General features: G+C 33.6%; 4 protein-coding genes. All 4 read right to left on the reverse strand.

Annotated elements, in window-relative coordinates; all coding sequences use genetic code 11:
- Window positions 1-11: 11 nt before the first annotated feature.
- The gene (gene nth / locus TJ68_RS00310; RefSeq protein WP_040928127.1) at window positions 12-677 is read right to left on the reverse strand and encodes an endonuclease III; all 666 of its coding nucleotides are present in this window, start codon (window positions 675-677) and stop codon (window positions 12-14) included.
- 2 nt (window positions 678-679) lie between these two features.
- Entirely contained in the window at window positions 680-1,279 is a 600-nt protein-coding gene (locus TJ68_RS00315; protein ID WP_040928128.1) for a DnaD domain-containing protein, read from the reverse strand.
- Window positions 1,280-1,341: 62 nt separating this feature from the next.
- Window positions 1,342-2,526: a pyridoxal phosphate-dependent aminotransferase gene (locus TJ68_RS00320; RefSeq protein ID WP_187364849.1), complete on the reverse strand. Its 1,185-nt coding sequence runs from the start codon at window positions 2,524-2,526 to the stop codon at window positions 1,342-1,344.
- 32 nt (window positions 2,527-2,558) lie between these two features.
- A partial coding sequence (locus TJ68_RS00325) for a helicase C-terminal domain-containing protein (protein WP_040928129.1) occupies window positions 2,559-3,277 on the reverse strand: 719 nt, incomplete at its 5' end.

Raw genomic sequence — 3,277 nt, forward strand, 5'->3', positions numbered from 1 at the left:
TAATTTTTAAATTACTTTGCTTTTTGTTTTAATAATTTTCTCTCTCTTTTTTGTCCTTCTCGGCACATGTATAAAAGTGGACATTCATAACATTTAGGATTTCTAGCTAAACAATGATAACGTCCAAAGAAGATAAGTTGATGGTGCGCCTTACTCCATCTATCTTCTGGGATTTTTCTCATTAACGTTTCTTCGACTTGGTTAACATTATCTTTCCAACGCGCGATTCCTAGTCGTTTTGAAACGCGTTCAACGTGTGTATCGACAGCGATTCTTGGAGTGTCAAACGCGACACTTAATACGACGTTAGCTGTCTTTCGACCTACTCCTGCGAGTGTTATGAGCTCTTCGTACGTTGTCGGTACTTCTCCATTAAATTTATCAATTAAATCTCTACATAATTTTTGAATGTTCTTTGCTTTCGTACGGTACAATCCAATTGATTTGATATCGTTTTGAAGTTCTTCTAGCGGAACACTTAAATAGTCTTTAGGTGTCTTATATTTTTGAAATAACGTATCTGTCACTTTATTTACAGATACGTCTGTTGCTTGAGCTGATAATAAAACTGCAATTGTCAGTTCAAATTCATTTGTATAATTTAGCTCTGCTTCCGCATCAGGAAACATCTCATGGATAATATCGAGTGCTTCCATCGTCTTTACTTTACTCAGCACGACTAAATATCTCCTTTTAACCAATTTTTAAACGGAATAACTGGTTCATCGTTTGATTGTTTTTTTATACTATTCAATATTTTTTCGACATAGCTTAATGATGTAATATCATTTTTATAGGCCATATCAATGCCCTCTTTAATTTCATCAACAGAATACCCATCATCTCTCAACCACGCCGTCATACGTTCATACTCACTCGGTCCGAGCGTACGTCCATATAGCTTTTCAATATATTGAAATAGATCACTCACATCATTTTCTGTGTAAGTATGGGTAGCTTTATTTGTTATGATGTTTTCAAGCTTTTTATACAAGGGATTAAAATCGTATGTTTCTACGTGTTTACCACTAACCACTTTATTATTAATTCCAATAAATTGATTCGCAATTAAATGTTGTATTAACTTTGATAGTTCTTCACGAGTAAAAGTTGAACCGTCAATAATATCATCAAATGTAACTTCTGTTAGACCGTCATTACTATAACTCATTAGACGGATTAAAAGCATCGTCATCTTTTCATCGAGTCCGATAGTTGCATAATGATCGATTAAAATTTTATTGACAGGAATATTTATATATTTAATATAATCATCCATCCTACTCTCTCCTAGTCGGTAACAATAAAGAGATATTAGCAACTAATATCTCTTTAGATCGATTATTTGTTTAAATATTTGTTTACAAAAGTTTGAATACGTTCTATCGCTTCAGAAAACTTTTCTTCACTTAATGCATAACTGAAACGTAAGTTTGACGGAGTACCAAATGCAGACCCTGGTACGAGTGCAACGTACTGTTCTTTCAGTAGCTGTTCAGTGAACTGATCAACACTTTCAAAATTACATTTTTCAGCGAGTTCACTCACATCAGGGAATAAGTAAAACGCTCCATTTGGTTTTGCACATTTTATATACGGAATCTTTTGAAGTTCACTATATGCGTGATCTCTTCTTTTCTTAAATGTTTCATTATATTCTTTTAAGTATGAATTATCTAACTCATAAGCTTTTAATGCTGCGTACTGCGCAGGTGTTGTAACGTTTGAGACAGATTGACTTTGAAGTTTAGACATCGCTTTGATTAATTTTTTGTCACCACAAGCAAAACCAATTCTCCATCCTGTCATTGCATATGATTTACTGACACCATTAACGACAATTGTATTTTTCTTCATCTTTTCACTCATTTGAGCGATTGAGTAATGTGCGCCTTCATAAACGAGCACTTCATAGATTTCATCTGAAACGATAATGATATCTGTTTCGTCTAAGTAATCTGCAAGTCGTTGAAGCTCTTCTTTACTGTAAACTGCACCAGTAGGATTGTTCGGTGAATTTAATACGAGTGCTTTTGTTTTATCAGTCACGTACTGATCTAATATTTCCGGTGTAAGTTTATAGTCTGTTTCACTTGTCGTTTCAGCAATTACCGGTACACCTTCAGCAAATTTTACTTGGTCACCATAAGATACCCAGTATGGAGAAGGAATAATTACCTCATCTCCTCTGTTTAAAATCGCAAAGAATATATTAAATAAAACTTGCTTTGCACCTGCACCGACAAAAATTTCATCGACTGAGTAATCCAAGTGATTATCACGTTTCATTTTGTCTTTTATTGCTTCACGTAGTGGTAAAATACCAGGTGTTGCAGAGTATTTTGTTTGTCCATTTAACGCTGCTTCATGTGCTGCTTCTATTACTTCTTTTGGAGTGTTAAAATCTGGTTCGCCGACAGATAAACTGATGACGTCATTTCCTTCTTCTTTTAGGCGACGTCCTAAATTTGTTATCGCAATTGTCGGACTAGGCTGTAAGAGGTCCATTCTATTTGAAATTTGCACTGTGTTTCCTCCTAAAAATCATATTAATATAATTATAATCTAGATAACATCTCAATGAAAGCGGTCCTATCACCGTGTATAATACTTTTTTCATTAAAGTACTTTAAAAATGCATTGCGATACGGTTTCTCGAGCAACCGCTCATCAAATAACACGACACGGCCACGGTCAGAATCATCTCTTTTAATGCGCCCAACAATTTGTCTAAACATAAATACTGCATCAGGCAGGTCGTGTTTATAAAAATGTCGAAAACCTTTACCTGTTGGTACTGGGAAAGGTAACTTCGTTAAAAAGATTGTACGATCGTTTAGATTTTCCAAATTAATTCCTTCAGTAAAACTTTCAGTCGCGAGCAAAATACAATTTTGAAGCTGATTATACTGAAGTAATAATTTACTAGGTGTATCATTTTTATTTTGTTTGATAATAGGAATATCAAACAGTTCACTGTCTAGTAAAAATTGATAGACTTCGTTTAGCAATTTATAATTCGTAAATAAAACGATTACTTTATCTTCTTTAATTGAATGAAAAGTCGATAAATAATCGACTAAATCTTCAATATATGAATCTCTATCATTTAAATCGTGAATATCGTTCGGTATAAATAGTTCTACGTCTTTAAACAAATTATCATTAGCAATAATTTTTGTATCAAATTCATCTAAAAACCACGGTTCTAGATGGTTAAATGACCCATTAACTTCTAATGTACCAGAAATTAAAACTTGTCCGTGTAGCCCATTTA

Source organism: Nosocomiicoccus massiliensis, assembly GCF_000438455.1.
GTDB lineage: Bacteria > Bacillota > Bacilli > Staphylococcales > Salinicoccaceae > Nosocomiicoccus > Nosocomiicoccus massiliensis.

Coding starts and splice junctions, on each gene's coding strand:
- TJ68_RS00315 (WP_040928128.1), bottom strand. CDS start 1,279: ATGGATGATTATATTAAATATATAAATATTCCTGTCAATAAAATTTTA.